Source organism: Hamadaea tsunoensis DSM 44101 (assembly GCF_000428945.1).
Taxonomy (GTDB): Bacteria; Actinomycetota; Actinomycetes; order Mycobacteriales; family Micromonosporaceae; genus Hamadaea; species Hamadaea tsunoensis.
The window spans coordinates 14,024-40,220 of the sequence record NZ_AUAX01000043.1; the positions used below are offsets into that span (position 1 = coordinate 14,024).

General features: G+C 70.9%; 25 protein-coding genes. 5 read left to right on the forward strand and 20 right to left on the reverse strand.

What is annotated here, in order from left to right; genetic code table 11:
* Positions 1-159: 159 nt before the first annotated feature.
* The 7 genes from G401_RS0136780 to G401_RS0136810 form a co-directional block, all read right to left on the reverse strand.
* Positions 160-2,799, reverse strand: coding sequence for an FtsX-like permease family protein (locus G401_RS0136780; RefSeq protein WP_034594230.1), 2,640 nt, complete (start codon positions 2,797-2,799; stop codon positions 160-162).
* A complete protein-coding gene (locus tag G401_RS0136785; protein ID WP_027346419.1) occupies positions 2,799-3,515 on the reverse strand; it encodes an ABC transporter ATP-binding protein in 717 nt (238 codons plus the stop codon). The genes G401_RS0136780 and G401_RS0136785 overlap by 1 nt, the downstream gene beginning before the upstream one ends.
* Positions 3,512-4,084 carry a PadR family transcriptional regulator gene (locus G401_RS0136790; protein ID WP_027346420.1) on the reverse strand — a complete coding sequence of 191 codons (573 nt, stop codon included), beginning with the start codon at positions 4,082-4,084 and terminating at the stop codon, positions 3,512-3,514. Before G401_RS0136790 ends, G401_RS0136785 begins: the two co-directional genes overlap by 4 nt.
* Before the next feature lie 91 nt (positions 4,085-4,175).
* Positions 4,176-4,547 (reverse strand): hypothetical protein, encoded by a 372-nt coding sequence (locus tag G401_RS0136795; protein ID WP_027346421.1) that lies wholly within the window; start codon positions 4,545-4,547, stop codon positions 4,176-4,178.
* Positions 4,548-4,578: 31 nt separating this feature from the next.
* Positions 4,579-4,959, reverse strand: coding sequence for a roadblock/LC7 domain-containing protein (locus G401_RS0136800; protein ID WP_027346422.1), 381 nt, complete (start codon positions 4,957-4,959; stop codon positions 4,579-4,581).
* 44 nt (positions 4,960-5,003) lie between these two features.
* Positions 5,004-5,966, reverse strand: coding sequence for a hypothetical protein (locus G401_RS50980; RefSeq protein WP_051367772.1), 963 nt, complete (start codon positions 5,964-5,966; stop codon positions 5,004-5,006).
* Positions 5,967-6,033: 67 nt separating this feature from the next.
* A complete protein-coding gene (locus G401_RS0136810; protein WP_157546736.1) occupies positions 6,034-6,411 on the reverse strand; it encodes a hypothetical protein in 378 nt (125 codons plus the stop codon).
* Positions 6,412-7,323: 912 nt separating this feature from the next.
* On the opposite strand from G401_RS0136810, the gene G401_RS0136820 reads away from it, so the two are divergent.
* Positions 7,324-7,962, forward strand: coding sequence for a LuxR C-terminal-related transcriptional regulator (locus G401_RS0136820; RefSeq protein WP_027346425.1), 639 nt, complete (start codon positions 7,324-7,326; stop codon positions 7,960-7,962).
* A 152-nt stretch (positions 7,963-8,114) separates the two neighbouring features.
* Entirely contained in the window at positions 8,115-8,723 is a 609-nt protein-coding gene (locus G401_RS50985; RefSeq protein WP_051367774.1) for a response regulator transcription factor, read from the forward strand.
* Here the strand turns inward: G401_RS50985 and G401_RS53810 are convergent, their stop codons facing one another.
* The 5 genes from G401_RS53810 to G401_RS50995 form a co-directional block, all read right to left on the reverse strand.
* Positions 8,724-10,367 carry a cellulose binding domain-containing protein gene (locus G401_RS53810; protein WP_051367776.1) on the reverse strand — a complete coding sequence of 548 codons (1,644 nt, stop codon included), beginning with the start codon at positions 10,365-10,367 and terminating at the stop codon, positions 8,724-8,726.
* 184 nt (positions 10,368-10,551) lie between these two features.
* A complete protein-coding gene (locus G401_RS0136835) occupies positions 10,552-11,160 on the reverse strand; it encodes a GTP-binding protein (protein WP_027346426.1) in 609 nt (202 codons plus the stop codon).
* On the reverse strand, positions 11,141-11,518 hold the full coding sequence (locus G401_RS0136840) for a DUF742 domain-containing protein (protein ID WP_245602040.1): 378 nt from the start codon (positions 11,516-11,518) through the stop codon (positions 11,141-11,143). The genes G401_RS0136835 and G401_RS0136840 overlap by 20 nt, the downstream gene beginning before the upstream one ends.
* A gap of 33 nt (positions 11,519-11,551) precedes the next feature.
* Positions 11,552-11,944 (reverse strand): roadblock/LC7 domain-containing protein, encoded by a 393-nt coding sequence (locus tag G401_RS0136845; RefSeq protein ID WP_157546740.1) that lies wholly within the window; start codon positions 11,942-11,944, stop codon positions 11,552-11,554.
* Between the two features lie 11 nt (positions 11,945-11,955).
* Complete coding sequence (locus G401_RS50995) at positions 11,956-14,586, reverse strand: sensor histidine kinase (RefSeq protein ID WP_169734297.1); 2,631 nt, start codon at positions 14,584-14,586, stop codon at positions 11,956-11,958.
* Positions 14,587-14,877: 291 nt separating this feature from the next.
* On the opposite strand from G401_RS50995, the gene G401_RS0136855 reads away from it, so the two are divergent.
* Positions 14,878-16,050: an ABC transporter substrate-binding protein gene (locus tag G401_RS0136855; RefSeq protein WP_034594233.1), complete on the forward strand. Its 1,173-nt coding sequence runs from the start codon at positions 14,878-14,880 to the stop codon at positions 16,048-16,050.
* On the opposite strand, the gene G401_RS0136860 is transcribed toward G401_RS0136855, so the two are convergent.
* Positions 16,051-16,797: an ABC transporter permease gene (locus tag G401_RS0136860; RefSeq protein ID WP_157546737.1), complete on the reverse strand. Its 747-nt coding sequence runs from the start codon at positions 16,795-16,797 to the stop codon at positions 16,051-16,053. It abuts the gene before it with no gap.
* A gap of 68 nt (positions 16,798-16,865) precedes the next feature.
* Positions 16,866-17,900 carry an ABC transporter substrate-binding protein gene (locus G401_RS0136865; protein WP_027346431.1) on the reverse strand — a complete coding sequence of 345 codons (1,035 nt, stop codon included), beginning with the start codon at positions 17,898-17,900 and terminating at the stop codon, positions 16,866-16,868.
* A 219-nt stretch (positions 17,901-18,119) separates the two neighbouring features.
* Between G401_RS0136865 and G401_RS0136870 the strand changes: the two genes are divergently transcribed.
* Positions 18,120-18,872, forward strand: a complete 753-nt coding sequence (locus G401_RS0136870; RefSeq protein ID WP_027346432.1) for an ABC transporter ATP-binding protein — start codon at positions 18,120-18,122, stop codon at positions 18,870-18,872.
* A 33-nt stretch (positions 18,873-18,905) separates the two neighbouring features.
* Positions 18,906-19,367, forward strand: coding sequence for a nitroreductase family deazaflavin-dependent oxidoreductase (locus tag G401_RS0136875; protein ID WP_027346433.1), 462 nt, complete (start codon positions 18,906-18,908; stop codon positions 19,365-19,367).
* A gap of 734 nt (positions 19,368-20,101) precedes the next feature.
* Here G401_RS0136875 and G401_RS0136880 read toward each other — a convergent pair.
* The 6 genes from G401_RS0136880 to G401_RS0136905 all read right to left on the reverse strand — a co-directional run bounded on the left by G401_RS0136880 (position 20,102) and on the right by G401_RS0136905 (position 26,116).
* Positions 20,102-20,833 carry a VIT1/CCC1 transporter family protein gene (locus tag G401_RS0136880; protein WP_027346434.1) on the reverse strand — a complete coding sequence of 244 codons (732 nt, stop codon included), beginning with the start codon at positions 20,831-20,833 and terminating at the stop codon, positions 20,102-20,104.
* A gap of 5 nt (positions 20,834-20,838) precedes the next feature.
* Positions 20,839-21,693, reverse strand: a complete 855-nt coding sequence (gene map, locus G401_RS0136885) for a type I methionyl aminopeptidase (protein WP_027346435.1) — start codon at positions 21,691-21,693, stop codon at positions 20,839-20,841.
* Between the two features lie 18 nt (positions 21,694-21,711).
* The gene (locus tag G401_RS0136890; protein WP_027346436.1) at positions 21,712-22,437 is read right to left on the reverse strand and encodes a gamma-glutamyl-gamma-aminobutyrate hydrolase family protein; all 726 of its coding nucleotides are present in this window, start codon (positions 22,435-22,437) and stop codon (positions 21,712-21,714) included.
* A 78-nt stretch (positions 22,438-22,515) separates the two neighbouring features.
* Complete coding sequence (locus tag G401_RS0136895) at positions 22,516-23,274, reverse strand: 3-oxoacyl-ACP reductase (protein WP_027346437.1); 759 nt, start codon at positions 23,272-23,274, stop codon at positions 22,516-22,518.
* A gap of 158 nt (positions 23,275-23,432) precedes the next feature.
* Positions 23,433-24,776: an aldehyde dehydrogenase family protein gene (locus tag G401_RS0136900; protein ID WP_027346438.1), complete on the reverse strand. Its 1,344-nt coding sequence runs from the start codon at positions 24,774-24,776 to the stop codon at positions 23,433-23,435.
* Positions 24,773-26,116, reverse strand: coding sequence for a glutamine synthetase family protein (locus tag G401_RS0136905; RefSeq protein ID WP_027346439.1), 1,344 nt, complete (start codon positions 26,114-26,116; stop codon positions 24,773-24,775). Before G401_RS0136905 ends, G401_RS0136900 begins: the two co-directional genes overlap by 4 nt.
* Positions 26,117-26,197: the final 81 nt, after the last annotated feature.

The window sequence follows — 26,197 nt, forward strand, 5'->3', positions numbered from 1 at the left end:
CGAGCCCGCTCCACGACCCAAAACCCAAACCAAGATCCCGTTTGGATCAGGTTTTCGCCCCGAATCTTGGCCCAAGATTCGGGTGATTTCCCTGATCCAAACGGGATCTTGGCGTCGGAGCCGGGCTCCCGGTCGGGAGGGCTTCCGGTCAGGAGCTGGTCAGGAGCGGCGTTCGATGGGTAGGCGGGAGCGGGTCAGCATGCCCGCGCCGAGCATCGCCACCAGCGGCACGACCAGCACGATCAGCAGCTGGGACCACGGCACCGCCAGCCCGAGCGGTGGCAGTGGCGGCCAGGCGTCCGCCCCGCTCGCCCGGTTGATCGCGGCGATCAGCGCGAACGCCGCCCCCACGCCCGCCGCCACGCCGAGCACCGTGCCCAGTCCGGCGATCACCCCCGACTGGCTGAGCGCCATGAGCCGGCGTACGCGTGGCGCAGCCCCCACGGCACCGAGCGTGGACAGGTCGGCGCGGCCGTCGGCAGCGGCCAGACCTGTCACGACGGCGGTGGCGGCCAGCGTGACCAGGGCCGACGCGACGGCCAGGATGATCAGCGTGATGTCGACGCTGTTGTCCGGGCCACCCTCCACGTACGCCCAGATCCCGTTGCCGTAGCCGTCCAGCACGGCCTGGAAGGCGTCCTGTTCGGCGGTGGTCGGCGTGCGCCGGGTGGCGATGACGAGCACCGACGGCGTCGGCGTGAGGCCCAGGTCCGGCAGCAGCCGCGGCGAGATGATCGCCGGCATGCCGGTCGGCCCGCTGTGCAACGCGTACGCGGGGACCGTCTTGGTCTTCCCCTTGTCGCCGTTCGCGTTCTCCTGGGTCCCGTCGGCGTACTCGAGGATCGTGTGGCCGTTGCTGACGAACGCGGAGTCGCCGACGACCACGCCGCCGTCGCGCAGCATCGCCCGGGCGGCTTCGAGGTCGGTCGGGTCGGCGCCGGTCAGGTCGTTCAGGCCGGTTCCATCGTCTACGTAGTAGCCCATGAAGCCGCCGGCCGAGTGCGTACCCGTGCACCGCTTATCGGCACGGGCCCGGTCGAGGTCGGCGGCCGGGGGCTTGTCGCTCCACGGGCAGACGTTCTCGGGCGGCATCGTGAGGGTGATGTAGCAGGGGTTCTCGGGCTTGGCCTGGGGGCCGGCGCATTCGCCGAGGCTCGTGGTGATGAAGTGGTCGACCGGCATCGTCCCGGCGACCCGGCCCTTGAGGTCCGCGATCTCCGCGGCGCTCATCAGGTGCGGGTGCCCGACCCGGTCGTACTCGGTGAGCGTGACCGCGGCATAGCCCTCCGGCAGCGCCGCCCGGTAGTCGTCGACGTCGCGGGCGTGGCCGCTGGAGTAGTAGACGCCGATCATCACCGAACCCGCCACCACGGCCATCACCGCCGAGATGGCCGGCGCCGCCGAGGACCGGTTGCGCGCCGTGTCCCGCAACGCGATCCGCGGCGCGAGCGGTAGCACGCGCCCGGCGCGGCCGAGCAGACCGATGATCGACGGCGTCAGGACGACCAGCGCCAGCTGCCCGAGCACCAGCCCGACCAGGATCACCGTCGCGTCGCTGCGCGCGGCCCCCGCCACCGTGATCACCGCGGCTCCGCCCAGCATGAGTACGCCGGTCGCCACCCACCGCTTGCGCGACCGCACGATCCCCCGGCGGCCGGCCAGCGCGGCGACGACGTTCTGCCGGGCGGCGTTGATCGCGGGGAAGAGCGCGGCCAGTACGCCGGTCACGGCGGCCAGCACGATGCCGGCGGCCAGCACCTCGGGGAAGAAGCGCAGCGCCCCGGACCGGCGGTGGACCAGCAGCGTCTCCATGAACGGGCGGGCGATCACCGCGAGCGGCGTACCGAGGACGACGCCCACGACCGAGCCGGCCAGACCGAGCAGCAGCCCGTCGGCGAGCACGATCCGGCGCAGCTGCTTCGCGGTGCCGCCGTTGGCCGCGACGAGCGCGAGATCGCGCTGCCGCCGCCGGGCGCCGACGGCGAACGCCGGTCCGCACAGGAGGATCACCTCGAACGCGATCAGGCCGCAGACGATCACCGGCAGCTCGAAGTCGGATGCCGTCATCGACTCATCGGTGCTCTCGTCGTGCGACCACAGCAGGCCGTTGGCCTTGAGGTGATCGGCGACCTGCGGCGTGATGCCGCCCGGCACCTTGATCAGCCAGGAGCCGCCCGGTTCGGCCGGCAGCGCGCTCGGCGGGAACACGAGGGCCGCCGACAGGTCGTCCGGCAGCTCGACGACCTCGGTGACCTTGTAGGACTGGTCCGGGTCGACCAGGCGTACGCTGCCGCCGATGTCGACGCCCAGCCGGGAGACGGCGTCCTCGGTGATCGCCACCTCGTCGGCGGCCTTCGGCGCGGTCCCGCGCAGCCGCGTCACGATGCCCTGCGTGACCGGGTCGTCGATCGGCAGGTAGTACGACGGCAGCCCGCCGATCCCCGTCGCCGTGTGTACGCGTACCTGCCCGCCGCCGGTCTGGACGCGGGCCACGGAGCTGCCCGCGGGCAGCACCTTGAGCAGGTCGGCGTCGGTCGCCACCGGCGGGGCCGGGCTGTCGGTGCCGTCCTCGTGCAGCGGCCCGGTGCTCGCCCAGTAGACGAGTCCGTCGGCGGTGCCGAGGTTGCGCGCGTTCTTCTCCGCGGCGGTGAGGTTGAAGGTGTCGTACGAGACCGCGATGAACGCCAGCGCGAGCACCGGTGCGCCGATGAGGAGCATGACCAGCGCCGTACGGCCCTTGCTGCGGCGCATCTCGCGGAACGCCAGCTTGAGCGACACCGTCCAGCTGCGGAGCCACATCACGACGAGACCTCCAGCAGCTGCTCGGCCGAGCCGATGCCGGTGGAGGTGTCCACGATGACGCCGTCGCGCAGGAAGATCACGCGGTCGGCCCAGGCCGCGTGGCGGGCCTCGTGCGTCACCAGTACGCCGGCCGCCCCCGCGTCCACCTTGGCCCGCAGCAGCCGCAGGACCGCCTCGCCGGTCTGGGAGTCGAGGGCCCCCGTCGGCTCGTCGGCGAGCACCAGTCGCCGCTCGCCGACCAGGGCCCGGGCGATCGCCACCCGCTGCTGCTGACCGCCGGACATCTGGTCGGGGAAGCGCTCCGCGTACCCTTCGAGATCGACCTCGGCCAGCGCGGCCTCGGCCAGCGGGCGGGCCTTGCGGGGCGCCAGGCCGTCCAGTTCGAGGGGCAGCGCGATGTTCTCGGCGGCCGTGAGGCTCGCGAGCAGGTTCAGGTCCTGGAAGACGTAGCCGATCCGGCGGCGGCGCAGGCGGGCCAGGCCCGAGCGCGACAGCGAGCCGAGGACGGCGCCCTCGACGACGACCTCGCCGGTGCTCGGCGCGTCCAGGCCGCCGGCCAGGTTGAGCAGGGTGGACTTGCCCGATCCCGACGGTCCCATGACCGCGACGAACTCCCCTGGTTCGACGCTGACCGAGACGCCGCGCAGGGCGTGCACCTCGGTGGCGCCCTGGCCGTGCCTACGGTGGACGTCGCGCAGTTCCAGCACGCTCATCGCTTGCTCCCCGTGATCTCGTCGGCCGCCTGCGCCGCGGGCACGTCGCCCGCGGTCGCCGGCGGCACGTACCGCACCAGTGACGCCTCGCAGTGGTCGAGCCAGCGCAGCTCCGCCTCGGCCTGGAAGATGAGTGAATCGAGGACCAGCCGCCAGGGCAGTTCCGCGCCGTCCTTCTTCAGGCGCGTGTACTGCTGCAGGGTCCGCATCGTCGACGAGCGCTGCGTCTGCACGACCGACGCCACGTCCACGCCGGGCGTGGTGATCGCGAGCGCGAGTTTGATCGCCAGCTCGTCGCGCGGCCGGTCGGCGTGGGCGATGGGGGTGGCGAACCAGATCGCCAGCTCCGCCCGGCCGGCATCGGTGATCTCGTACGGGCGCTGCCCCCCGTCGTGTTCCGGCAGCGCGCGTACCAGGCCGTCGCGTTCGAGCCGGGTCAGCGTCGAGTAGACCTGGCCGATGTTGAGGGGCCAGGTGGCTCCGGTCTCCGTCTCGAAGGACGTCCGGAGTTGGTAGCCGTACATCTGCCCGCGCTCGAGAAGCGCCAGCAGACCGTGTCTGATGGACATGAGTACTGAGTATGCATACCGAGTATGCTCGCCGCAACCAGGGGATTCCCTTAGGGGCGTACGCAGCGCGGACGCCCCCGGGAAGGAGGAACTACATCTGGAGGCCCTCCTCGATCGTCTTCAGCCGGTGCCGGGCGAGCGCCAGGTTGGCCCGCGACTTGATCAGCACCAGGTAGAGGAAGAGGCCCTGGGTGTTCCGGCTCGTCAGCGGCCGGATGATGTGGTACTGGCCGCCCAGGGTGATGAGGATGTCCTCGATCTGGTCCTTGAGCTTCAGCATCTCGATCGTGCGCAGCTTGGCCCGCACCACGTCCGTGTTGCCGGCGGCCGCCACGGTGAGGTCGAAGTCCTTGGTGCTGCCGAGCGTGCCGAGCGCCATGCCCGAGGTGTAGTCCACGAGCGCGACGCCGATGGCGCCGTCGATCTCCATGGCCTCCTTGAGCGAGCCTTCCATGTCGGTCATGCGGGTTCCTCCCCTGAAAGATGTACGGACTTCACCCGAGGCCGGCGGACGCGAAGATCTCGCCCACCCGCTCGGCCACGGGACGTGCTTCGTGCTGGAGGCGCCCGACGTTCAGCTCGGGCCCTGCCAGGACGGTCATCAGCGCCGCGTCTCCGGCGGCGAACGAGGCCACGTAACCGGTCGCTGCGCGTACGACGGTCTCGCGGAAGGCACCCGAGCCGGCCGCCGCGGCGATCTGCTGGCTGAGCCCGAGGTGGGCGGCCGACATCGCGGCGAACGTCTCCGCCTGTACGCCGGGAGCGTCGTGGGTCACGAGCAGGCCGTCGACACTCGCGACGACGACGCCCGCGACGTGGGGCAGGTTCTCGCGCAGTTTGCGGATCTCGGCGTACACCGCGTCTTCGATGCCCACGTACCTGTTCCTCCCTTTCCACCCGAGCCGCTGCAGGACAGGCCTCACCGCAGGGCCTCCAGCCCGTCGAGCAGGCGCAACAGGATGTCCGAGTCGTCGTACGCCGACCCGCCGGCCGGGGCGGGCGGGTACTCCTGCGTACCGGGGGCACGGCGGGGCAACGGGATGCGCGGCCCGACCGGATCGGCGGCCGCCGCCTCCGCCACCGGCTCGGCGGGCTCCGGCGGCTCAGGTTCCGGTGGTTCGGGTACGCGCCGCAGCGGAAACCCCGACGGCGGCACGGCGGCCCGGGCCCGGACGGTCGCCACCGAACCGGCGGCCGCGGAGCCGCCCGGCCGGCCCGGTTCGACCAGGCCCGACCGGGTCATCCGGCGGACTTCCAGCATCACCGTGAAGGTGTCGCGGCCGAGCAGGCGGGCGAGGTCGATCGGGCTGCGCCGGCGGTCGGCGTTGGCCACGATCTCCCACTGCAACGCGGACAGCGCCACCGTGCCGCCCGGCAGCCGCCGCTGGGGCAGCACCGCGGCGGTGTCGATGGCGGCGTCGGGCCAGGCGTCGGCGAGCAGCCGGCGGCGCCGGTCGACCTCCTGGCAGACCGGGCGCAGGTCGAGCGGGCGACCGGCGCCCTGCTCCGGCCGCGCACCCGGTTCGAACCGCACCCCGGCGGCCAGGTCGAAGAGGAAGTGGGCGGCGTCGTAGAGCGACAGCAGGACGGTCGCCTCCCACTCCGCCCGGCTCAGCACGCCCGACGCGACCAGTTCGTCGCCGACCCGGCGCCCGGCGCGTACGGCGGCCCGCCAGGTGTCCGGCGCGATCCGGCCCGAGGCGGTCAGCAGCCGTTCCGGCGGCGAGGCGACCGGGCTCTCGGCGAACTCGACCCGTCCGTCCAAGATGTACACCGCGCCGCCCGGGGCGTCGAGTACGCGCAGCGCACCCGTCAGCCCCGCGGCGCACCACGGTTCGAGGGCATCGCGTACCAGGGGCGGTGTACGCGCTGAGGAAGACACGCGGATGTACCTCTCGGCGTTCTCGGTCGGTCCCGGGGACGGCGGCCGGTCTCCCGGCCGGGATCGGTCAGTTCGCGGAGATCGCGTCGGCCAGTGCGCCCATGTGGCGCTGGGTGACGGCGAGGTTGCCCAGCATCCGGTCGAGCCAGACGTAGAGCACCAGCCGGCCGGATCCGCCCTGATCGAGGGTCTGCAGCAGGTGGTAGCCGTTGCCGGCGGTGATCACGACACCCTCGACCCGCTCGGGCCGGCCGACCGTGGCGAACGCGGCCGTCTGCAGCGCGGCGTGCACCATCTGCGCGGCACCGCCGCCGTCGAGATCGGATCCGCCCGGACCACGGCCGGCGGCGCCGACGGTCGATCCACTCGGGAAGTCGATGAGTCCGGCGCCCAGGGCACCCTGGATGGACATCATCTGCCGGAGACATTCATCTATGTCGAGCACACAAGCTCCTTGTACCAGCGGTTCGCGTGACTGCGTCGAAGCCCACGCCCGATCGCTTCCGGCCAAGGAACGAACGACTACAGGACCGCATTGCGACACTACAACGGGTAGCGGAGTGGTTGTTGATCCACTTAGGAGCACATCGGGCCGAGTTTCCCGGCCGCTCTCCCTATTGCGCATCCATGTCGATCTCTGCGGCGATACGCCAAGATCTACGCGGGCCAGCCGCGATCACTGCCCCCAAGATCTGGTTTGGATCAGGGATCGCCACGTAATCATGGCCCAAGATTCGGGTGAAAACCCTGATCCAAACGGGATCAACGCTATGCGCGAACGGATCCGCGAATGAAGGTGCGGGCGGGGAACCGGTGCTCACCCGGTTCCCCGCCCGCGACCGGCGGCGCGTGCCTATGAAACGGGCGGATAGGCGGGCGCCGGCAGGGTACGCCGAACCGCGCCCGTTTGCCCCGACAGCAGGGCGGCGGGCGGCGTACCGAGGGGAGGGACGAAGCGGAGATCGTGGTTCCGGACGGCCGTGGAGTGGGACACCGGGACGGACGAGGCGTGACGGACGGGACGGACGGTGCGGGCCGGCGCCGTGGGCGCGGTGCCGGCCACGGAACCGCACGACCCGGGACTCGCCGCGCGGCGCGGCAGCCGGTTGTTCGTCATGCGATCTCCTTGCTAAGATGCTGGGAGCGCTCCCAACTGGATGTGAAGAAGCGTATTTCCGGCGGTCACCGGCCGGAAACAGTTCCGGCGGTTGTGGCACCTTTGTCCCGCGTACCCCGGGACACCGTCGGCGTACGGTCCTGCCGGAGCAGGACTTACGTTTCCACGGCCGGCCCGCTCGCCCCTCGCCGCCGTCAGGACTCGTTACAGCGGGATGTCCGCGCCGTATCCTTGCTGACCATGACGATCGATCGGCCCCATCCCGACGAGCACATCACCCTGCTCGTGGCCGACGACAACAGCGTCGTCCGCGCGGTCGTCCGCGAGATGATCCCGGCCGGCAGCGGGATCGAGGTCGTCGGCGAGGCGGCCAACGGCGTCGAGGCCCTGCGCCTGGCGGTCGCCCTGCGGCCCACCGTCACCCTGCTCGACCACCGGATGCCGTTGCGCGACGGGCTGTCCGTCGTGGCGTCCATCGGCGCGATCAGCCGGGTGCTCATGCTGACGCGTACCGCGGACGACGCCGTCGTGGTCGACGCCATTCGGGCCGGCGCGCTCGGCTACCTCATCCACGGCCAGTTCGTCCCCGCCGAGTTGCTGCTCGCCGTACGGTCGGTCGCCGCCGGCGAGGCGTACCTGTCGCCGACCGCGGCCCGCGCCCTGGTCACCAGCGTGCGCGCGGCCCCGCAGAGCCGCGCCGGGCTGTCGCGCCGCGAGACCGAGGTCATGAACCTCATCGCCGCCGGCCTCACCAACGCCGAGATCGCCGGGTCGCTCGTACTCTCGCTCAAGACCGTGGAAAACCATGTCAACCACATCTTCGGCAAGCTCGGCGCCGGTGGGCGTACCGAGGCGATCGCGCTCTGGCGCCGCCCCTGACTTGCCCGCCCCGGGCACCCAAGTTTCCTGGGTGCCGCCCGGCGTCGGGGGCCGGTGCGGCCTCGCGTACCCCTTTGTTCACACCCATTTCGCGTACGCGCAACGCGGCGGCCGGTCTTGGCAGCGGGTCGGCCAGGTGCTTCCCTGACGTCATGAACCCGCCCCGTGTCGTCCTCGTCGGAGCCGCCGACGGTGCCTTCGCCGCGATGCTGGGCGGCCACACCACCCTGCTCGGCTGCCTGCCCCTGGCGGCGGCCGTGATGCAGGGCCGGATGCCGGCCGACCTCATCCTGCTGCGCACCGACGAGGTACGCGACGTCTCCGCGCTCGCCCGCGCGATGCCCGAACCGGCCCCGCCGATCCTCGTCCTGACCCGGACGATGGAACCGGCCGACGTGGTGCCCGCGCTGCGCGCCGGCGCGACGAGCCTGCTCGTCGAGGGACAGTTCACCCGGGCCGACCTGCTCGACGCCGTGCACGGCACGATCCACGGCCAGAGCCGGCTGTCCCCCGCCTGCCTGACGGCCGTCGTCCGCCACCTGCGCCACCCGTCGGCCCCGTCCCACCGCCGGGCGCTGCACACGCTGACCCGGCGCGAACGCGAGATCATGGAACTCGTGGTCGCCGGCGAGAGCAACGGTTCCATCGCCGCCAAGCTGTGCGTCGCCGAGAAGACCGTCCGCAACGCGGTGAGCCGGATCTACAAGAAGCTGCGCGTACGCAACCGGGCCGAGGCGATCGTCGCCTGGCTCGCGGGCTGACTAACGGCAGACGGTTCCGTTGAGCGAGTAGCCCGACGGAACCGGGTTCGTCTTGGCGAAGGTCCCCTGGAACCCGATCAGGATCGAGTCACCGGGGCGCAGGGCCGGCGTACCGGTGTCCTCGGCGAGCACGTCCCGGCCGGTCTGCGTCCAGATGGCGGCCCAGCCGCTGGTCAGCTTCTGGTCGCCGAGCGGGAAGGCGAAGGTCAGCTGCCACCCGTCGATGATCGTGGTCCCCGTGTTGACGATCGTCACGTCGGCGACGAAGCCGCCCTCCCACTGATTGCGCTTGGTGTACTTCACGTGGCACGCCAGCGCCGCCGGATCGGCCGCCGCCGGGCTCGCGGTCTTCCCGTCGTGCCCGGACCCACTCGGTTTCGGCTGCGCGGACGCGTTCGGCCCGGTGGACGGCCCGGTGGACGGCCCGGCCGACGGCGACGAGGCGGCACCGGTCACCCCGGACCCGGCGCCCTCGACGAAGGGCGACGGCCGCAGAACGCTCACCCCGATGACGAGCGCTCCACACAGGACGGACGCACCCGTGATCGCCAGGAACCGCAGCCGCCGGGGAATCCCGGGCCGCCCGGCGGCCCCGTGACGGGGAACGAGCGCCACGATACGCGTATTATCAAGGGTAAATATCGAAAGAGATCCGCCGCAGAGGCGCGCGCGTTCCGTCATGCCCACGAGCCCGTGGCGGCCTGTTCGCGGCAGGGCCGCGAGGTCGGGTTCGGCGAAGCCGGTGCCGTCGTCGCGGACCTCGAGCCGCACGGCGTCGCCCTCGGCGGCGAGCCGGACCTCGGCGTGCGAGGCGCGGGAGTGCTCGGCGACGTTGCGGAGTGCCTCTCGCAGAATCCACGAAAGTTCCGCGGCGACCCGGCCCGACACCTCGACCGGCTCGGTACGCACGATCGCCGGCAGCCCGGTCACCGCCGACCAGTCGTCGCAGATGGCGCGGACGGTGTCGGCGAGCGGCGCGGACAGCGCCGGCGAGCGCAGGTCGTCGATGATCGCGCGGGCGTCCCGGGCGGCGTCGAGGGAGCCTTCCCGCAGCGAGGCGGCCAGCCGGACGGCCCGGTCGGGCTCGCCGAGCGAGGTCGGCAGCGCGGCCGCGCCCAGGGCCAGCGCGTCCAGGGTCTTCGACAGCGAGTCGTGCATCTCGCGGGCGAGCCGCGCCCGCTCGGCGGCGGCCGCGGCCCGGCGGGACTCGCGGATCCGCTCGGCGGCGGCCCGCACCCAGCCGGAGATGAGCGCGCCGGCGACCCCGCCCAGCGGCGCGAAGACGCCGCCCGCGACGGTGACCAGCCCGGCGATCACCCCCGGCCAGCCCAGCAGCGCCCCGGCGAGCCCGGCGGACCCGAAAGCAGTGATCATCACCGGCGTCCGGCCGACCACGAAGTACGCCATCAGCACGGCCAGCACCAGATCGCCGCCGGCCAGCACCCACCGCCGCGAGGTGGTCAGGGCGGAACTCAGCGAGAGCCCGGCGAACAGCGCCGGCACCGTCCACACCAGCACCGGCCAGCGGTGCCCGGCGTCCAGCAGCACCCACGCCAGTACGGCCGCCGACCGGCCGGCCAGCGCGACCCCGGCCAGCAGCGCGCGGACCTGATGGTCCGCGCCGCCCCGCCCTGTCGGATTCACGATCGTTTCCCTCGCTGCCACGCCTGCGCATCGCAGTATGGCCGCGCTCCCACTCCATCCGCTAGTGGGCGGTCGCGTCAGCGAGCGCGGGGCTCGGCCGGAAAGTCGTAGATCGGATCCAGGTAGAGCGCGTCTACGTAGATCCGATCTACCTACAGCACCGGTTCTTCGATCATGAAGCCGGTCAGCGGGACGGGACGACCTCGGGATTCTCCTCGCGCAGCGCGTTGATCGCGTGCTCGACCGACTTGATCAGCACCTGCTTGGTCGACTCCCGGTGCCGGGCGTCGCACTCCAGGATCGGTACGCGGGCCGGGATCGCCAGCGCCTCGGCGACCTCCTCCAGGGCGTACCGCTGGGTGCCGTCGAAGATGTTCAGCGCCACGATGTAGGGCAGGCCCCGGCTCTCGAAGAAGTCGATGGGCGCGAACGAGTCCGACAGCCGGCGCGTGTCGACGAGGACCACGGCGACCAGCGCGCCGCGCATCAGCTCGTCCCACATGAACCAGAACCGCGTCTGGCCCGGCGTACCGAAGAGGTAGAGGATGAGGTCCTTCGCCATCGTGATCCGGCCGAAGTCCATCGCCACCGTGGTGGATTCCTTGCCGGGCACCTTCGAGGCGTCGTCGATGCCGACACCGGCGGCGGTCATCACCGCCTCCGTCGTCAGCGGGGCGATCTCGGACACCGTGCCCACGAGGGTGGTCTTCCCGACGCCGAAACCGCCGGCGATGACGATTTTCGCGGAGGTGATCTGCGAGGACCCCGTGGTGTCAAAGCCTGCGTAGTCCACTCAAGACCCTTTCCAAGACGTGCAAACGATCGTTGACGCTCTGTTCCCGGTTCAGCTCGTGCAGGTCGAGGAGCCCCTCGGCGACCATGTCGGCGATGAGGACGCGTACCACACCGAAGGGCATCCTCATCAGCGCCGACACCTCGGCGAGGGAACGCGGCACGCCGTCGCAGAGGGTGATGATGCGGTTCTTGTGCTGTCCGGCGAAGCGTCCCTCCTGCCGGCCCGTCGCGTTCGTGACCAGCACGGCCTCGATCGCGATGTCCCGGCGCGGCTCGGTACGCCCGCGCGTGACCGCGTACGGGCGCACCAGCGCGCCCCGCGGATCTCGGCGCAGACTCTCGTCGTCAGGCCCCACAGCGCACCATCCCCCACCTTCCCCCTCGATCGCCTACGGCTGACCGGCGAGTTCGCGGGTGCTGGGCGTCAGCGCCCCACCCACCCGGTCGACCAGCAGGGCCATCTCGTAGCCGACCTGGCCGACGTCGCAGCTGCGCGCGGCGAGCACGGCGAGGGCGGAACCGTCGCTCACCGCCATGAGGAAGAGGTACCCGCCGTCCATCTCGATGATCGTCTGGCGGATCCCGCCGCCGTCGAAGCAGCGCGAGGCGCCGTCGGTCAGGCTCACCACGCCTGCCGTGATCGCCGCCAGCTGGTCCGCGCGGTCGCCGGGCAGATCCTGGGTCGATGCGAGCAACAGGCCGTCCGCCGACACCGCCACCACATGTGCCACACCGGGCACCTGGTACGCGAAGTTGTTCAGCAGCCAGCTGGTATGGGCCATCTTCGGGCCGGTCATCGGTTTTCCTCATTCTGTACTGGTACCTGCGGGCCGCTGAGGTCGTCGCGGCCCCGCTGAACACCACGGGTGTACGCCGAGAGCAGGCCCTGTACCTGCTCGGGAGTGCGCTTGACCCGGGCGACCGTCGGCTCGCCGACGCTGCCGGGAACGAGGTTCTCCTGGGGCCGGCGGATGGGCAGGCCCGACCGGGTCGTCGAACCGGTCACCGGGCTCGACGCGGCGGCGGCGGCCTGCCAGCCGAGGTCGGCGGAGGTCTGCCACTCAGGATTCGCCTCGGCGGCCTGCCGCTGGCGCGGTATGCCCGCGTCCTCGGCCGCCCCGTCGAGCCGGGCGGCGGTCGCGGGCTGTCCCGGTGTGACCGGCTGCGCCCCGGCGATCGGCCAGTCGCTGCGTACCGTGTTCTGCTGCACGGCGGCACGTCCCTTCGCGGGGATCGCCGGCGCCTCGATCGTGCGTCGCGTACCCCAGGAATCGGACTCGGATTCGGGCTCGGCGGACGAGCCGAACCACGAAGCCTGCATCTGCCGGAAGATCGGCAGTTCGGTGGTGTCGTCGACGGCGGGCGCGGCCAGCGGCGCCGAGACCGGCACCGTGGAGACCGGGACCGCGGAGACCGGGACGGGCACCTCGTACTCGCCCGCGACGTGCTGGCCCGGGACCCGCGTCGGCAGGAGGGGCCGGCCCGCCGGTACGCCCGCGCCGGACGGCAGTGCCTGGTGGCGGCCCTCCTCCAGGGCGAGGTGACGGCGTGGCCGCAGGCTCACGTCGGCCCGCGGCAGCACGAGGATGTTGCGCGGCAGCACGAGGCCGGCGGTGATCCCGCTGTCGGTGTTGCGCCGCAGTTCGGCCTTGATGCCGTAGCGGTCGGCGAGCCGGCCGACGACGCCGAGGCCCATCATCCGGAACGCGGAGACGTCGACCTGGCCGGGCGCGGCGAGCCGCTCGTTGACGGCGTGGATCTGGTCGTCGGTCATGCCCAGGCCGCGGTCCTCGACCTGGATGAGCACGTAGTCGCCGATGCGCCGGGCGTCGGCGACGACGACCGTCCCCGGCGGCGAGAAGCGGGTGCCGTTGTCCATCAGCTCGGCGACCATGCGGACGACGTCGTTGACGGCGTGCGCCGCGATGCCCGTGTCGCCGTCGACCGTGCTGAACTCGACGCGGTCGTAGAGCTCCACCTCGGACTGGGCGGCGCGCAGGACGTCCTCCAGGCCGGCGTCCTCACGGCGGCCGGGGCTCGCGTCGGCGCCGGCCAGTACGAGCAGGTTCTCGTCGTTGCGGCGCATCCGGGTGGCCAGGTGGTCCAGCCGGAACATGCGGGCCAGGCGGGCCGGGTCCTGCTCGTGCTGCTCGATCGCGTCCAGCTCGGCGATCATCCGGTCGACCAGGGTCTGGGACCGGCGGGCGAGGCTGAGGAACATCGCCGAGACGGTGGCGCGCAGCACGGCCTGCTCGGCCGCGATGCGTACCGCCTCGCGGTGGACGATGTTGAAGGCCGCGGCCACCTGGCCGATCTCGTCCCGCCCCGGTACGCGGATCTCGTCGTGCACTTCGTTGGCGAACGTCTCGGCGGTGCGCTCGTCGAGGCCCCGGATGTCGCGCAGCCGCTCGACCATCGCCGGGAGGCTGTGGTCGGCGACGGCGAGCGCGCCGCCCCGCAGGCGTTCGAGCGAGCGGACCATCATCCGGGCGACCAGCGCGGCGATCAGGATCGCGGCGAGCAGCAGGGCCGGGTGCAGGATCCACTCCGCGATCACCTGCCGCGTGACGGCGTCCGTACGCGTCTGGATCTCGGAGTTGAGCTGGCTCTCCAGCCGCAGCTGGGCGAACCGCATGAGGTCGACGACGGCGCCCAGCGACCGGGACGCGTCCTCCGCACCGATCCAGGCACGGGTGCCGGTCGACCGGCTCACCTGGAAGGCCGCCCAGTCGGCGAGGGTGACCGCGTCGCCGGAGACGAAGTTGCGCACCACCGTCCACTGCTGTTCGCTGGCGTCCTTCAGGAACTCCTTCAGCGACTCCTGCGCGGTGGTCATGCTCGCGACGAAGCTCGCGTGCTGCTCGTCGCTGACCGCGCCCCCGCTGAGCAGCACCACGTACGCCGACGCCTGCTGGTCGGCCGCGGCCGACTGGGTCATCGCGAACGCGGCCACGGCGCGAGGCTGGTCGACCACGTCAACGATCTTGCCGACGAACTCGGCCGCATCAGAGACATAGGTGTTCAGGTCAGCCAGGATGACGCCGTATCGCAGGACCATCTGCGCGGCCGACGTGTCCTTGCGCGACTGCGCCTCTTCGCGGATCGAGCCGAGGCCGTCGAGATGGGTGCCGATCCGGTCCAGGCCCGGGCCGAGCTCGTCGGGCGGCGTACCCAGCGCCTCGCGCGCCTGCCGGAACGCGGTGATGCGCTCGTCGGTGTCGGCGAGCCGGGCACGCAGCTGCGCACCGTCGTCGCTCGGGTGCGCCAGGTACTCCGCCACCGCCATGCGCTCGTGGTGCAGCGCGTAAGCGAGTGACGTCACCTGGGCGGAGAGCGTCGTGAGGTGGTTGGACAGACGAGCGGCGGCGGCCTGCTGCCCGGCCTGGAAGAGGTTGACTCCGCCCAGAACGAGAGTACTGATCACAGGGATCAGGAGGACCACGGCCAACTTCGTCCGAATCCGAGCGTCCCGCAGGTTCAAACGTGGCACGGCGCCGATTCCACCATGTTCAGTCCGATCACGACAAGCCGCGCAGGCCAAGTTCCCCTTATTAAATGTTTGATTCACCGAAAGCTTGATCAACAACAACATGATCGTAGTTGGTTGTGTGTTCACACAGTGGACTGTCGCCACTAGACAGAGAACGTTTCCGCGACTTGACCCCCGGAATGGCGGCTGGCAAGGTGTCCTGCGGCTCTCTCGGAAGGATCTGCGATGCGTACCGACCGCGCACGACTGTCCATTGTGGTTGTCGCCGTGTCCGCACTGGTCGGCACGGCCGCCTGCGCCCCGTCCCCGGAACGCGTGGCGAAGGGCAGCCTGCCGGAGCTCGTCATCGGCGCCGACCTCGAACTCTCCGGCGCGTACGCGGAGATGGGCCAGGCGTACGAGCGGGCGCTGCGGCTGCGGGTGGACCAGATCAACGCCACGGCGGCCCGCCCGGTGCGGATCGTCATCAAGGACAACCGCTCCGACAAGAGCCTCTCCCAGCAGAACATCGGCACGCTCGCCGCCGACCCGACGATCAGCGCGATCATCACGGGCGCCTGCGCGGAGTGCGCGATGGCGTCGGTCGGCACCGTCACCGAGCGCGGCGTCCCGCTGCTCTCGCTGTCGGGCGCCACCGAGGTCGCGGACCCGAAGAAGGCCGGCAAGTTCGTCTTCAAGGTCGGCCCCAACCCCAAGGACAGCGCGGCCAGCCTCGTCGGCGAACTGCACCAGCAGAAGATCGGCACGACCGCCGTGATCGCGACGAACGACGCGTACGGCGACGACGGGGTGGCCGCCCTCACCGACGCGCTGAAGAACGCCGACGTGCAGCTGGCCGAGACGCGGCGGGTGGCGGTGACCGCGACCGAGGTCGGCCAGACCGTGGCCGCGGCGCTCGCGTCCGACCCCGAGTCGCTCATCGTCTGGACCGGCTCGGCCCAGGCCAACGCCATCGCGGTCGAGGCGCGCGGAGCCGGGTACACCGGCCAGATCCTCTTCGACACCGGAGCGGGCGGCGATCTCTTCTTCGGGCAGGCCACGGCCCACGCCGCCGAGGGCGCGCTGATGGCCTTCCCGCAGACCATGGTCATCGACGAGATCATCGCGACCAGTCCGGCCAAGTCCACCCGCCAGCAGTGGTTCCGCGACTACACGTCCGCCTACGGCGAGTACGTCGGCTACGCGTCCTTCGCCGCCGACGCCCTCCAACTCGTCGTCGAGGCGGTCGCCCAGGGCGGCGGCACGGCGCGCGCCTCCGTCCAGGCGACCCTGCAGTTCCTGCAGATCGACGGCTACAGCGGCCCGCTGAGCCTGCTGCCCGACGACCACTCCGCGGTCATGCCCCAGGCCCTGACCATGCTCGTCGTACGCGGTGGCCGCTGGCGGTTGTCCGAGTAGTCAGGCCGTCGTGGCCGTGTGCCACGGCAGCAGCAGCTTCTCCAGAAGTTCGATCGCGAAGTAGAGCACCACGCTCACCAGCGCCAGCAGCAGGAGTGCCGCGAACGTCAGCGCCATGTCCGACGAGCCGCTGGCCGTGCTGACGACGAAGCCGAGGCCGCTGTCGCCGCCGATCATCTCGCCGATGGTCGAGCCGACGGCGGCCAGCGGCATCGCGACCCGCAGGCCGACGAACAGCTGGGGCAGCGCGCCGGGCAGCCGGAACTTCGCGAACGTCTGCAACCGGTTCGCCCGCAGCGACCGGGCCAGTTCGGCCACTTCGGACGGTGTGGCGCGCAGCCCGGCGACCGTGCCGAGCACGATCGGGAAGAAGCACAGCAGCATCACCATCGTGATCCGCGACTGCCAGGTGAGGCCGAGCCACACCATCAGCAGCGGCGCCAGCGCGATCTTCGGGACCGCGTTGACGGCGACCAGCAGCGGCGAGAACATCCGGTCCACGACCCGCGAGCCGAACAGCCAGATGCCGCCGAGCACGCCGAGGAGTGTCGCCAGGGCGAACCCGGCGCCGATCTCCTGAGTGGACACCCACGCCATGTCCAGCAGGTACGCCGTGTGGTCCCGGAACGCCTCCCAGACCATGACCGGGGCCGGCAGCACGATCGGCTGGGGCTCGAACACGGCCACCCCGGCCCACCACGCGCCGAGCAGGACGAGCAGGCCGATGACCGGGTAGACCGCGCGCACGCGTACCTCCAAGGAAGAAAAGGGCCCCGCCCCGGCGAAGCGAAAGGGAGCCGGGGCGGGGCGGGCGGTCACTGCGGCGCGAGGCCGAAGCTGACCAGCTGGCTCGGCTGCACACCGCTCGGTATGGTGCCGGAACCGCTGAGGATCGCGAGGGATCGGGCCACGCGGTCCTCCGTCATCGCACCCACGGTGGAGCCGGACGCGCGTACGTAGGATGCCATGATCTTCAGCTCGGCCGACGCGATGGGTGCCTTCGCCGTGGGAATGGCCGACGCGAGGATCTGACCGGCCTCGTCGGGGTTGTCCACGGCGTACGCGAGACCCTTCATGAGCGCGTCCCGGAAGCGCTTCACCACGTCGGGCTTGTCCTTGGCGAGCTTGTCGGTGGTGATGACCGTGTTGCCGTACAGGTCGGTCAGGTACTCGCTGTACGCGAGGGTCACCGCCGACTTGCCGGCCGCCGCCGCCTCGATGGTGGGCTTGCCGACCACGAACTGGCCGATGACGTCGACGCTGCGCGACGCGAGCGCCGCCGGCAGGTTCGGGGCGGGCAGGTTCACGAACGTCACCTTGCTGGCGTCCACGCCGGCCAGCTTGGCGTACGTGGGGAAGAGCGTGGTGTTGATCGAGCCGGTGGGGTCGCCGACCTTCTTGCCTTCGAGGTCCTTGGGAGTGGTGATGCCGTAGCCGTCCAGCGTCATCAACCCCGCGAGGGAGCGCTGGAGGATGGCGGCGAACGCGGTCAGGCCCGACACCTGGCCCTTGCCGACCGAGATCGCGAGCGCGGCGAAGTCGACCACGACGATGTCGGCCTGGCCGCCGGCGAGCAGCTTGATGTTGTCGCCGCTGCCGTTGCCGGGCTTGATGGTGACGTCGAGACCGGCGTCGGTGAAGAAGCCCTTCTTCTGGGCCACGTACGCGTATGACTCACGACCGAACGTGCCGAACGAAGTGAGATAGTTCACTTTGTCGAGCGAGCCGGACGAGGGCGCGGACGTCGATCCCGCCGAACCGGTGGCCGTGTCCGAGCAGGCGGACGTGGTCACGGCCGCGGCCGCGCCGAGGGCGGCCAGGAGGGCGGAGCGTCGACTGAATGTCGTCACGAGGGGGGTTTCCTTCCAGGACTGTCTGAGGTCGTACCGGGAAGCGCTTGCGCGACACGCCGGGTATGCGGTCGGATCGTTCCAAGCGGACAGCCTAAAAGAGGACCCTCCTCGGTGGACAGAGGAGCCCAGGTCTCGGAACGGCTACGGTCCGAAGAACGTTTGGCGTTACTAGACTCACCCAAACTGTCCCGCCTCGACGGAGCGATCGGAATTCGAGTGATCACATTAGAGGGTGTGTCACAAAGCTTTACCAGCAAGCGGACCAGCATCGATGCTCTCACGAACGTCGATCTGACGATCACCGATGGCGAGTGTGTGGCGGTAATCGGACGCTCCGGTTGCGGCAAGTCGACGCTGCTGCGGTTGGTCGCCGGACTGCTGACCCCGTCCCGGGGCACCGTACGCATCGACGGCACGCCGGTCACCGCCCCGCGACCGGACGTCGCCATGATGTTCCAGCGGCCGGCCCTGCTGCCGTGGCGTACCGTGCTGCAGAACGTGCTGCTGCCCACGGAGATAGGCGGGCGGCGCCCCGGGGACCCTCGGGACCTCGCCCACGAACTGCTGGCCCTGGCCGGGCTGCGGGGCTTCGAGAAACGGCTGCCGCACGAGCTCTCCGGCGGCATGCAGCAACGCGTCGCGCTCTGCCGCGCACTCGTCGTGCGGCCCGCCGTCCTGCTCATGGACGAGCCGTTCTCCGCGCTGGACGCGCTGACGCGTACGGAGCTGGGCGAGGAGCTGCAGCGCGTACACATGGAACGGGGCACCACCATCGTCCTCGTCACGCATTCGATCGAGGAGGCCGTGCTGCTGGCCGACCGCGTCGTCGTGCTCAGCCCGCGCCCCGGCCGCGTACGCGAGATCGTCGACGTCAAGATCCCCCGGCCGCGCGAGCTGGGCCCGAACGGCCACCTGGTCGAGGTCGCCGAAACCGGCGCTGTCCTGCACGAACTTCTCGCCGATAGGTAGCTACTTCGGGGTAACTCCCGGTAGCCTGTCGCGATGCCACAGACTCTGATCCAGCGCCTCGGCTCCCGGCGCTGGTTCGCCCGGATGGGACGCGCCCTCGTCCCGGCCGACCGCTTCATCGCGAAGATCACCAAGGGCCGGGTGGTCGCCCTCGGCCTGCTGCCGATGCTGACGATCACGACCACCGGCCGCAAGTCCGGCCAGCCGCGCGTTCAGCCGCTGGTCTACGTGCCGGACGGGGAGGGCTTCGCGGTCATCGGCTCGAACTGGGGACAGGCCGGCCACCCGGCCTGGTCGGGAAACCTGCTGGCCCACCCCGACGCCGTCATCCGGGTCAAGGGGCACGACATCCCGGTCCGCGCCACGCTCGCGAAGGGGGCCGAACGGGAGCGGCTCTGGAAGCTGCTGCTGGGGGCCTGGCCGGCCTACGAGGCCTACGCCGCCCGCGCACCGCACCGCGAACTGCGCATCTTCTCCCTCACCCGAAAAGCCTAAGTTCTTTGTCCCGGGTTCGTCGATCTCACCCCCGCCCGGCCTTTGTCCCGACTGTCCGACTTACGCCCGCCGCGGTCGAGGATCTTGCGCGAATGTTCGGGCATTTCGGGTGTATCGGTCGAAATTCGGGGCATTCACGCAAGATCGTCGACCACCTTGAAGATCGGGGGCACCATCCGGCCCTGGCCGGTTCTGGCCGTTCGTGACTTTGTCGTGACTGTCCGACTTACGCGCCCAGCCACCGGCCTATGAGGTGATCGTTTACGGCTGAGGTGCGAAAACGGCCACCCACTGCATGATCGTTTACGGTTCCGGAGCGCACTGACCGGGTTCTGCTACACCTGACACGTAATCGATCATGCAGATCGGGCCGGATTTACACCCCAGCCGTAAACGATCAAGAAATCAGCGCACCGCGCCCATCTGACGGAAGATCGTTCCCGCATCACGGGCAACGGCCGGGGACAGGATGGCGTGGACGTGATCCACAGCGGCTGAGATGTCAAAACGCACCCCATCCCCTCGATCCACAGCGGTCGGGATGGAGGAAAACGGCGCCTACCTACATCTGAGCCGCAATGGATCGAGAGGACGGGCCGGGAAACTACATCCCGACCGCGAACGATCACCGACCAGCCGACCCGCCCGGCCGCCATATCGGACAGTCGGGACAAAGGCCAAGGGGGTGCGGGGTTAGGACGATCACCGCGCTGATTGACGTTGCTTCAGAGGGGTCAGGAGACTCCGTTGATGAGGGTGCCGATGGCGAAGGTCGCTCCCGCCGCCACCGCTCCCATGATCAGCTGGCGCAGCCCGCTCCCCCACCAGCTCCGGTGCGTGAACCGGGCGGTCAGCGCACCCGCGGCGAACAAGCCCACGCCCCCGACGCCCAGAGCCAGTCCCAGCGAGTCGCTGCCGAGGAGGTAGGGCAGCAGCGGAATCAGCGCGCCGATCGAGAAGCAGATGAACGAGGAGATCGCCGCCGTCCATGGGCTCGGCGCCGCGTCCGGCACGATCCCCAGTTCCTCCTGCGCGTGTACGCGCAGCGCCTCCTCCGGGTTCGCGGCGAGCACGGTCGCCACCTGGCGGGCGAGGTGCTCGGGCAGGCCGCGGTCCATCCAGCGCAGCGCGAGTTCCTCGGCCTCGGCCTCGGGGTAGTTCTCGAGTTCCCGGCGCTCCTTGGCGAGCTCGGCGGCCACCTGGTCGTTGGCGGTCGAGACGCTGGTGTACTCGCCCAGCGCCATCGAGATCGCGCCCGCCACCAGGCCGGCGAGGCCGGTCAGGATGATCGCGTGCGGAGCGAGGCCGCCGCCGCCCACGCCGGCGATGAGGCCGATGTTGGTGACCAGGCCGTCCATCGCGCCGAAGACGGCCGCGCGCAGCCAGCCGCCCGAGACGTCGCTGTGGTGGTGCGGATCGAGGGCGGCGGGTCCGTCCGGATGACCGGTCTCGCCGGCAATGACCAAGCCTGTCACGGCAGTGTGAGGATGTCGTAGCCGTCTTCGGTGACCACGAGCGTGTGCTCGAACTGGGCCGTCCACCGGCGGTCCTTGGTGACCACCGTCCAGCCGTCGTCCCACGTGTCGAAGTCGATCGTGCCGAGTGTGATCATCGGTTCGATCGTGAAGGTCATGCCCGGGACCATCTCCTGCGTCGCCGAGGGCGAGTCGAAATGCGGGATGAACAGTCCGCTGTGGAAGCCCCGGCCGATCCCGTGGCCGCCGAAGTTGCGGACGACGCCGTAGCCGAAGCGCTTCGCGTACGACTCGATGACGCGGCCGATGACGTTGACCTGCCGGCCGGGCGCCACCGCCTTGATGCCGCGCATCATCGCCTCGTGCGTACGCTCGACGAGCAGCCGTGCTTCCTCGGCGGTCTCGCCCACGCAGAACGTGGCGTCGGTGTCCCCGTGCACCCCGTCCTTGTACGCGGTCACGTCCACGTTGATGATGTCGCCGTCCTCCAGGACGGTCGAGTCGGGGATGCCGTGGCAGATGACCTCGTTGAGGCTGGTGCAGCTGCTCTTGGGATAGCCGCGGTAGCCGAGCGTCGACGGGTACGCCCCGTGGTCGCAGAGGAAGTCGTGCACGAGCCGGTCGAGTTCGTCGGTCGTGACGCCCGGCTTGCAGTGCTCGCCCGCGAGCTGCGTGGCCTGGGCGGCGAGGCGGCCGGCGACGCGCATCCGCTCGATCGTCTCGGCGTCCTGGATCTCGGTGCCGAGCCGCTTGGGCTCCTTGCGACCCACGTACTCCGGTCGGACGATGGACGGCGGGACCTCGCGCGTCGGCGAGAGGCGACCAGGCTGCAGCGGCGCGCGTACGCTCATGATCCGACCCTACCGCCGTCAGGCGGCGAGAGGCGCCGGGGTCGTCCCCGAGGCGGACGCCACGAGGGCCTCGAAGAGACGCGGATCACCCTCGGCTTCGGGATGCCACTGGATCGCGACCGCGAACCGGTGCGCCGGGTCCTCCATCGCCTCGATCACGCCGTCCTCGATGCACCAGCCCACCGCGGTGAACGTGCCGGGATCGGCGACCGCCTGGTGGTGCAGCGAGTTGGTCTTCGCCACCCCGCCGAGGATCGAGTGGCAGCGCGTGTCCGGCTCCAGGTGCACGACGTGCTCGCCGTAGGTGGGCTTGTCGAACGGCGCCGGGCGGTGCAGATGCGTCCCCACGAACTCGGGCAGGTGCTGGTGCAGCGCTCCGCCGGTGGCCACGGCCAGCAGCTGCATGCCGCGGCAGACGCCGAGGACGGGCAGGTCGCGGGCGAGCGCGCCGCGGGCCAGGATCAGCTCGCCGGGATCGCGGCCGGGCTTGAGGTGGGTGGCCTCGTGCTTGACCGCCCCGTAGTACGCCGGGTCGATGTCGGCGCCGCCGGTGAGCACCAGCCCGTCGAGCCGGTCGAGGATCGCGTCGTCCACGTCGTCCGGTGGCAGCAGCACGGGCCGTCCGCCCGCCGCCTGGATGCGGTGGACGTAGGTCTGGTGCAGCAGCATGGCGGGCACATCGCGGTAGAGGGCCCAGGAGGCGGGCTCCGCGTACGTCGTCAGTCCGATGATCGGTCTAGTCACAGTGCTCCCCAGTCTGCCTCACCGCGTCCATCCGCGCCGCCCGCCACTCCCGGGTCAGCCGCCTGAGCTGCGAAGATGCTAAAGAGGTGTGACGTACGCCCCGGTGATGCCGCCATCGACCACGAACTGCGACGCCGTGATGAACGACGCGTCGTCACTGGCGAGGAAGGCCACCGCCGCGGCGATCTCCTCCGGTTGGGCGAACCGGCCGACCGGAACATGCACCAGCCGCCGGGCCGCCCGCTCGGGGTCCTTGGCGAACAGCTCCATCAGCAGCGGCGTGGCGACCGGGCCGGGGCAGAGCGCGTTGACGCGTACGCCTTGCCGGGCGAACTGCACCCCCAGCTCCCGGCTCATCGCGAGCACCCCGCCCTTCGACGCCGTGTACGCGATCTGCGAGGTCGCCGCGCCCATCAGCGCCACGAAGCTGGCCGTGTTGATGATCGAGCCGCGGCCCTGCTCCAGCATGATCGGAAGGGCGTACTTGCAGCCGAGGTAGACGCTCGTGGTGTTCACCCGCAGGACGCGCTCCCAGGCGTCGATCCCGGTCTCCAGGATCGAGTCGTCGTCGGGCGGGGAGATGCCGGCGTTGTGGAACGCGACGTCCACGCGGCCGTGGCGGCTCTTCACCCCGGCGTACAGGTCGGCGACGGCCGCCTCGTCGGCGATGTCGGCGATCACCGCGTCGCCGCCGATCTCGGTCGCGATGTCCGCGGTGTCGGTCAGGTCGACCGTGACCACGGTGGCGCCCTCGGCGGCGAACCGGCGCGAGGTGGCCAGCCCGATCCCGCTCGCGGCACCCGTCACCACGGCGATCCGGCCCTCAAGTCTGCGCACGTATGTCTCCTGGTCTCGTGATCGCGGGCGCTCGCGCCCGCCCGGCTCGGCCACACGTGTGTGCGCCGAACGTTATTGCGGGCGCCTGTTCCCGCCCGGCTCGGCCACACGTGTGTGCGCCGAACGTGATTGCGGGCGCCTGCGTCCCGCAAGGTATCTCAGCTGGCGAAGTAGACGGTTTTGACGTCGGTGAACGACAGCGGCGCGTCCGGCCCCAGTTCCCGGCCGAGTCCGGACTGCTTCATGCCGCCGAACGGGGTCCAGTAGCGGACGCTGGAGTGCGAGTTCACGCTCAGGTTCCCGGTACGCACAGCCCGCGCCATCCGCAGGGCGCGACCGGAGTCCCGCGTCCACACCGATCCCGACAGCCCGTACGCCGAGTCGTTGGCCAGCCGGACGGCGTCCGCCTCGTCGTCGAAGGGCAGCACGCTGGCGACCGGGCCGAAGATCTCTTCGCGCCACGAGCGGGCGGACGGGTCGCCGGCGAGGACGGCCGGGGCGTACCAGAAGCCGTCGCCGGTCGGGGCCGAGCCGCGCATCAGCACGTCTGCCTCGTCCACATAGGAGGCGACGCGTTCGCGCTGGGCCGCCGAGATGAGCGGGCCCATCTGCGTCTCGGCCGACGTGGGATCGCCGACGCGCCAGGCGGCCACGGCCGGTTCCAGCCGGGCGAGGAACTCGTCGTAGACCGTACGCTGCACGAGCAGCCGCGACCGGGCGCAGCAGTCCTGCCCGGCATTGTCGAAGACGGCCTCGGGCGCACTCGCGACCGCCGCGTCCAGGTCGGCGTCGGCGAACACGATGTTCGCGCTCTTGCCGCCCAGTTCCAGCGTCACCCGCTTCACCTGGCCGGCACACGTTTCCATGATCTTCTTGCCGACCGCCGTCGACCCCGTGAAATTGATCTTCGCGACGTCCGGATGGCTCACCAGCCGCGCGCCGGCCACCGGGCCCTCGCCGGGCAGCACCTGGAACACGCCCGCCGGCAGGCCCGCCGCCAGCGCCAGTTCGGCCAGCCGCAGCGCGGTCAGCGGCGTCGTCTCAGCCGGCTTGAGCACCACGCAGTTGCCGGCCGCCAGCGCCGGGGCGTACCCCCAGGTGGCGATGGGCATCGGGTAGTTCCAGGGGACGATGATCCCGATCACGCCGAGCGGCTCGTGGAACGTCACGGCCAGCCCGCCGGCCACCGGGATCTGCTGCCCGATCAGCCGCTCGGGCGCGCCCGCGAAGTACTGCAGGACGTCGCGTACGTGCTGGGCCTCCCAGGACGCCAGGCCGACCGGATGGCCCGCCTCCTGGACGCTCAACGCCTCCAGCTCCGCGCGGTGCGCGTCCACCTCGGCGGCGAACCGCAGCAGCAGGCGCGCCCGATCGCCGGGCGCCACCGCCGCCCACGCCGGGAAGGCGCGTACCGCACGCTCGACCGCCTGATCGACATCCTCGATGGAGGCTGCCGGCACGTCGCGGACCACGGCCCCGGTGGCCGGGTTGATGATCTTCACAGGCGCTCGAACCCCCGGTGCAGTTCCCAGTCGGTCACGGCGGCGTCGAACGCCTCGATCTCGACCTCGGCCGCCCGCGCGTAGTGTGCCACGACTTCATCGCCGAAGGCCGCACGGGCGAACTCCGAGCCCCGCCACAACGCCAGCGCGTCGCGCAACGTTCCGGGCACGCGCGGGGCGTCCGGGTCCGCGTACGCGTTGCCGGTGAACTCGGCCTCCAGCTCCAGCTCGTTCGCCAGGCCGTGCCGGGCCCCCGCCACCAGTGCGGCGACGGCCAGGTAAGGGTTCACGTCGGCGCCGGGCACCCGGTTCTCCACCCGCAGCGAAGCCCCGTGCCCCACCACCCGCAGCGCGCACGTGCGGTTGTCCACCCCCCACTTCAGCGCCGTCGGCGCGAAGGACCCCGCCTGGAACCGCTTGTAGGAGTTGATGTTCGGCGCCAGGAACAGGGACAGCTCACGCGTCGTCGCCTGAATGCCCGCGATCACCGCGCGCCCCGCTCTGGACAGGCCCTCACCCTCTCCCATGATCGCTTTCCCCTCGGCCGTACGCAGGGAGAAGTGCACATGGCACGAGTTGCCCTCGCGGGCGTTGGGCTTCGCCATGAAGGTGATCGAGCAGCCCTCCTGAGCCGCGATCTCCTTGGTGCCGTGCTTGAAGACGACGTGGTTGTCGGCGGTGGCGAGCGCGGTGTCGTAGCGGAACGCGATCTCGTGCTGGCCGAGGTTGCACTCGCCCTTGGCGCTCTCGGGGTAGAGCCCGGCGCCGGCCATCTCCAGCCGGATACGCCGCAGCAGCGGCTCGACCCGGGACGTGCCCAGCAGGGAATAGTCCACATTGTAGGAGTTGACCGGCGTGAGCTGCCGATAGCCGGCGCGCTGCGCATCCTCATAGGAGTCCTGGAACGCCACGAACTCCAGCTCGGTCCCCACGTACGCGCGCAGCCCGTGCTCGGACTCCAGCAGGTCGAGCTGATGGCGCAGGATCTGCCGGGGCGACTCGACGACCGGCGTGCCGTCCAGCCACGCGAGATCGGCCTGCACCAGCACCGTCCCCGGCAGCCACGGCACCCGGCGCAGCGTACGCATGTCGGGGACCATCACGAAGTCCCCGTAGCCGCGTTCCCAGCCGGAGATCGCGTACCCGCTGACGGTGTTCATCTCGACGTCCACGGCCAGGAGGTAGTTGCACGCTTCGCTGCCGTGGGCCAGTACCTCTTCGAGGAAGTACGGTGCGTGCAGCCGTTTGCCCTGCAAGCGTCCCTGCATGTCGGTCAGGGCGAGCAGGACGGTGTCGACGGTGCCGGACGCGATCGCGACCCGCAGCGCCTCGATCGTCATCGGAGCTTCCACCTCGCTAGATCTACCCGGCGACCGGATCGGCGTCAACAGCGGGCTGGTCAGACTCTGGCGTGTCGCGCT